The organism is uncultured Streptococcus sp., assembly GCF_915066115.1.
Taxonomy (GTDB): Bacteria; Bacillota; Bacilli; order Lactobacillales; family Streptococcaceae; genus Streptococcus.
Window position 1 is genome coordinate 1 of sequence record NZ_CAJZDT010000124.1, and the last position, 5,636, is coordinate 5,636.

Here is a 5,636-nt window from a genome sequence, read left to right on the forward strand (position 1 = left end):
GGAGAGATTTATCCTGAGTCTTTTCTAGAAGGTGTTTCCAAGATTCTACAAGTCTAGATTCGTCTTGATATGGCGTATAGACTAAGAGATATAGGGCTTCCTCAACCTCTGAAGGATTTAGCAAATTATAAGAATGAATATCGAATGGTTCTTCTGAATCTGCTTGTAATTCCTCAAAATAAGCTAGAAGTTCATCATAGGCTTTTTGGTCCTCATTAGTCTTTACTTGATCTATCATATCAAGAATATAAGCCAATACTGGAATGCAAGTAATCATTTGTTTACTGTTATTCAACAGAAAAAGAACCGTACTCGGAGAAAAAGATTGTTTAAAAAATTTTATCCAAACCCCAATTTGATTGACTTTTTTGGAATCTTCGAGGATTGCTTGACATAAACGATAAGAAGCATACAAATTTGAAATTTCTTTTTTTGCATCTTCAAGGGACTCTCCATTTTTGTAGGCAGTAGCTCTTTTAACCTTCCAATGCTTAAGTTTATAGTAATAACCCCAGTACTTAAAGTCTGGTACATAGTCTTCCAGTAAGGGAATGATGATAGAGAATTGCTCAGGTTTGTTAAAAATATAAACATCCATTTCTTCTAAAACAGACTGAACAGTGCTCATATCATATCGATACTGACTAAAAAACTGTTTCCAAAGATGTTCTTGTTCTTCTATGGTATAGTCAGGATTCCCTACAATACTTTCAATCGCATTTCGAATCAAATACTCTGACTCTATATAATCACTGAAATCTAAGACATTTCTAGATGCAGCTACCTCTTGAGAACTTGTATCTTCATTGACCGTTACAAAATTTAGTCGAGGAGCGACTGGTTCATTGTAGCTTTCATTTGAAGCAGCAGTCTCATGAACATCTCCGAAGTCAAGAGAAGGTTGTGCAGTATCTACTTGCTCAGTTTTCTCCTCAGACTTAAATAATTCAAAATCAAGTGAATTGGTAGCAGAGTTTGTCGTTCTGTTTTCTTGCTCATTGATCTGCTGAGTGGAGCTAGTTTCACTTCTACCACTTTCTTGCCTGGTCTTTTTAGACCGTGCTTCTCTCAAAGCAGACTGGTAGGCTTCCACAATTTGTTGGTAGATTTCTGGGTGGTCCTCTGGGTGATAGAGTCGAACCAGCTCTGCATAACGTCTTCTAATAAGCTTAACGTCATGAGTTGGCTCAATTCCTAAGATTTCCCATTTGTTCATACAATCCCCTCTCATAGACCTCGTTCTAGAAATTCTAGATAGTTAGAAAATGATTGATAAAGTTTTGGTAAATGATATATAGATGCTTGTTTGACTTCTTCTTCAAAGCGTCTAGTTTCTTCCATCAACTCATCTCTTCTTCTCCCTAATAGCATGCTATACACACGATTGGCTTTTTCAATCAAGAAACGGTAAACTTCAGTTTCCTGGGCATTAATCTTATAGCGAGTTAGCTCGGCTTGTTTTTCTTTGATTTCCTCTTCAGTCAGAGTGATACTCTCTTGAAGAATAACATGGTTAAAGACTTCCTGTGTTGAGTCGATGGTTACTTCTACATCTAAAATCCCATTTAAGTCGTAGGTGAATCGTATAGTGAGACCTTCGTTAACTTCATGGTTTACAGGCACAGGAACTTCCAATTCTCCTAGAAATAAGTTTTGTGAAGCCTTCATCATTTCTCCTTGATAGACTTCTACTCTCACTTGACTTTGTCCCAGTTCTGCAGTGTAATAATGTTCCTTTTTTGAAGCAGGTAAAGGAGAATTGCGTTCGATAATCGGAGAAAAACGATCACCCACTACTGAAGTTCCAAGCGTAAAAGGACAAATATCTGATAACAATAAGTCTCGAACTTCTCCCTGACGCCCCTTTATTCCCGCTAGAAGAGCACAACCTTTTGCAATCATTTTATCAGGATCGTCAGTTAATTGAACCGCTTGGTCAATACAGTAAGATAGAAAGTCTTGAACTAAACGAAGTTTTGAGGTACCGCCGACAAGGACAAAATTTTCAGAAGACACATAACTATATTGGGCATCCCTCAAGGCTCTATCTAATACAGACTTAAGTCGGGCAAGCAAAGGCTGACAAAGCTCATAAAATCTCTGATAAGTTAGGTCTAAAGAGTATTCCTTTTCCTGATCCATTACTAGCATCTGCACTTCTTCATTGATATTTAGATTCAACTTTGCCTTCTCAGCTTGAACCAGTATCTTGCTGTAAAACTCTCGTGAAATAGATTTCCTAGACAAGTGATTTGAAGTTAAAAATTCCTCAGCAATTGCTGCAGTAAAATCCTCTCCTCCCAATCGATTATCACCTGCGATAGACACAATCTCTACAACGTTATCAAACAACTCAACAACCGAGATATCTAGCGTACCCCCACCAAAATCGACAACCACAAAAGATTGATCTTCTTGATTACTCATAGATTTTTTTGCAAGAGCGGCTGCGGAAGGTTCATTGATGATACGCTCTATTTTAACCCCTGCAAATTGCCCTGCCAATTTTGTAGCATAGCGTTGTGCATCGTTAAAATAGGCTGGTACACTGACAATGACTTCCTCAACTTTCTCACCAAGGAAACTCTCTGCATCATCCACTAATTTTCGAATGACAAAAGAACTTAGTTCATCCGCTTTATAAGTTCTATTTCCTAGCGTCAACTCATGCTTGGTCCCCATAAAACGCTTGAACTGAGAAACCGTCTTATCCGGGTGGGTCACCAAGCGTTCCTTAGCAATTTTTCCAACTATGATTTCATCATTGTCATCTAAAGTCACAACAGAAGGAGTCAAATACTCACCAAAAGCATTGGGAATCAGCTTGACCTGGCCATCTTGATATACCCCTACTAAAGAATTAGTCGTTCCTAAATCAATACCTACTATCATCTTCTTCTAACTCCAAATCTTTTTTAGATATTCCTATTATACAGGAAATATCCTATTTTCTTTGAAAAAATCTGTGATTTACTGTTTAAAATAGAAAATCATTTATGAAAAAACAAAAAAGTTTCACCCTACTCCTGCGGTAAAACCACGAGAGTACGAATGAAACAGTTTGTTATTATTTACCAAGTTTTGCTTTAGCTGCATCTGCAAGAGCTGTGAAAGCTGCTGCATCGTTAACAGCCAAGTCAGCAAGCATTTTACGGTTAACTTCGATCTCAGCCAATTTCAAACCATGCATCAATTGTGAGTATGAAAGTCCGTTCATACGAGCTGCCGCGTTGATACGAGTGATCCACAATTTGCGGAAGTCACGTTTTTTCTGACGACGGTCACGGTATGCATAGTAGTAAGAGTTCATTACTTGTTCTTTTGCAGTACGGAACAAGATGTGTTTAGCTCCATAGTAACCTTTTGCTAATTTAAGAATACGTTTACGACGTTTGCGTGATACAACGCCACCTTTAACACGTGCCATGTTTTATTTCCTCCAAATATTTCCTAGAATTGTTTACTTACAGTCAAGCTATTATTTCAAGCGAGTAAGCATTGCTTTGATACGTTTGTAATCTCCTGAATGCACCATAGATGCTTTACGAAGATGACGACGTTGTTTCTTAGTTTTTCCGTGGAAACGGTGAGAAGTGTAAGCACGGAAACGTTTAAGTCCACCAGAACCTGTACGTTTGAAACGTTTAGCTGATGCGCGGTGTGTTTTTTGTTTTGGCATGATTTTTTCTCCTTTATTTAACTTTCTGACAATTATTTTTTGTCAGTCGCTGGCGCCAATTGCATGAACATTTGACGTCCATCCATTTTAGCACGTTGTTCGATGATGGCAATATCTTGAGTTGCTTCAGCAAACTCAGCTAAAACTTTTGCACCAATCTCTTTATGGGTAATCATACGACCCTTAAAGCGAATAGATACCTTAACTTTATTTCCTTTTTCAAGGAATTTGCGTGCATTGCGAAGTTTTGTATCAAAGTCACCCTTGTCAATCGTTGGACTTAGACGAACTTCTTTCACAGTAACAACACTTTGTTTTTTACGTTGTTCTTTTTGCTTCTTCTGGTACTCAAATTTGAACTTACCGTAGTCCATAATTTTTGCAACAGGCGGTTTTGCTTGGGGTTGAATCAATACTAGGTCAACATTAGCGTTATCAGCCAAAGCTTGCGCTTCACTGAGTGGCTTGATGCCTAGCTGCTCTCCTTCAAGACCAATCAAGCGAACTTCACGTACACGAATCTCATCATTGATGAATAAGTCTTGCTTTGCTATGGTTTTCACCTCTTTTGTTTTATTAGAGAAAAACAATAGCGGACTCGTAAATATACAAGCCCGCACGTTATGATAGCGTTTCTTAGAAACTTTTCATCCGTAGGGCCAGGCAACTTAATGTCACAAGGCGAGAAGCTCTCACTTCTGCTTTTCTCAACTTTTATATGATACCAAGTTTTCTAGCCCTTGTCAAGATAAAAAGTTATTTTTTCAAAAAACTTTATCCATTTTATCAAACCGTTTCAATTCGCCAACTATTCCACCCTTTAAAGCGTATAGCTCCATGCTGGTCAGTCCAATAAACTTTGCTATTAATACCCTCCAGTCGTGTCAAGTTTTCCTGATGGGTTAGTTTCGTTCGATTGCTCTTTCCAACTGAGATGAGAGTCATCTCTGGTTTGAGTTTTTCTAGAAAGGCTGAACTTGATGATTTTTTAGAGCCATGTTGGCTAGCTTTCAAAACGTCCACTTCTAGGTCAGGATATTGCCTCAGCAAGTCCTTCTCTCCTTTTTCCTCCAAATTTCCTGTGAAAAGAAAGTTTTTATCCAAGAGTTTTCCATACAAAACCAGGGAATCTTCATGATCTCCATCTCCAATTTTACTTGGAGATAGGACTTCTAACTGACTTCCAAAAATTGGCAAGTTCTCTCCTGCTGTTATACTTCTAACTTTTGTTTGGGTCGCTTGTAGTTCTGCCACAAATTGCTTCTGTTTCAAACTGCCTTTTGACACTAAAATTTCACCTACATGGAAAGCCTTGGTCACCTCCAGCAAATCTCCAACATGTTCCTTGTCCGTATTTGTCAAAATCAGCTGGTCAATCTTGGCTACTCCTCGACCTTTTAGATAGGGAATCAAGCTTCGCTGGGCGTTGCTTGTCGTCGTCTTTTCTTGCCATTTTTCGATTTTCTTGCTAGATTCTGCCTTGCCGCCGACATCTATAAGAATGATCTTACCAGTTACATCCCGTAGGAAAATACTTTCGCCTTGCCCCACATCCAGCATGGTAATTTCATTTTCCAGTGGATGCTTGGTCAAGAAAAAGAGACCCGTAATCAATAAGCTCAATACTGCTAGCCTTTTAATGTTTTTCCTCAAATCATATACTAAAGCCAAGGAAATTAACAATAAAATTAAAATCCATGCATTGGGTTGTCCAAAGACAAGCGGTCTACTTACCACCTGTGATACCAAGCGAATCATTCCCTCCAACCATTCAAAGATAAAGTTCAGCTGAATGACTGGATAGAGAAAGGAAAGGGCAAATAAGACAGACAAGAGCGGTAAGAAGACCAAGTCAAAAAGAAAGGAAAAGGCAAAGGTTAAAAGGATGGACCAAGGTTGAAATTCCGCAAAATAGAAGGATAGAATGGGTAATATTCCCAAAGAAATAACCAGACTT

The 5,636-nt window shown here is 38.4% G+C and carries 5 protein-coding genes, 1 pseudogene and 1 other annotated feature; all 6 genes and pseudogenes read right to left on the reverse strand.

What is annotated here, in order from left to right; all coding sequences use genetic code 11:
• Nucleotides 1-1,216, reverse strand: a pseudogene (locus QZ565_RS07955) (molecular chaperone DnaJ); the annotation flags it as partial.
• Between the two features lie 11 nt (nt 1,217-1,227).
• Nucleotides 1,228-2,892, reverse strand: a complete 1,665-nt coding sequence (locus tag QZ565_RS07960; RefSeq protein ID WP_295527948.1) for a molecular chaperone HscC — start codon at nt 2,890-2,892, stop codon at nt 1,228-1,230.
• Between the two features lie 175 nt (nt 2,893-3,067).
• Nucleotides 3,068-3,427 carry a 50S ribosomal protein L20 gene (rplT, locus tag QZ565_RS07965; RefSeq protein ID WP_000124834.1) on the reverse strand — a complete coding sequence of 120 codons (360 nt, stop codon included), beginning with the start codon at nt 3,425-3,427 and terminating at the stop codon, nt 3,068-3,070.
• A gap of 51 nt (nt 3,428-3,478) precedes the next feature.
• The gene (gene rpmI / locus QZ565_RS07970; protein ID WP_001125943.1) at nt 3,479-3,679 is read right to left on the reverse strand and encodes a 50S ribosomal protein L35; all 201 of its coding nucleotides are present in this window, start codon (nt 3,677-3,679) and stop codon (nt 3,479-3,481) included.
• A 32-nt stretch (nt 3,680-3,711) separates the two neighbouring features.
• Nucleotides 3,712-4,242 carry a translation initiation factor IF-3 gene (gene infC / locus QZ565_RS07975; protein WP_000848180.1) on the reverse strand — a complete coding sequence of 177 codons (531 nt, stop codon included), beginning with the start codon at nt 4,240-4,242 and terminating at the stop codon, nt 3,712-3,714.
• A 15-nt stretch (nt 4,243-4,257) separates the two neighbouring features.
• Nucleotides 4,258-4,389, reverse strand: a sequence feature (ribosomal protein L20 leader region).
• 76 nt (nt 4,390-4,465) lie between these two features.
• Nucleotides 4,466-5,636: ComEC/Rec2 family competence protein (locus QZ565_RS07980; RefSeq protein WP_295527951.1), on the reverse strand; the 1,171-nt coding region annotated here is incomplete at its 5' end.

Excerpts from the sequence above, each read along its gene's own strand:
- QZ565_RS07960 (WP_295527948.1), bottom strand. The coding sequence starts at position 2,892 with ATGATAGTAGGTATTGATTTAGGAACGACTAATTCTTTAGTAGGGGTA.
- rplT (WP_000124834.1), bottom strand. The coding sequence starts at position 3,427 with ATGGCACGTGTTAAAGGTGGCGTTGTATCACGCAAACGTCGTAAACGT.
- rpmI (WP_001125943.1), bottom strand. The coding sequence starts at position 3,679 with ATGCCAAAACAAAAAACACACCGCGCATCAGCTAAACGTTTCAAACGT.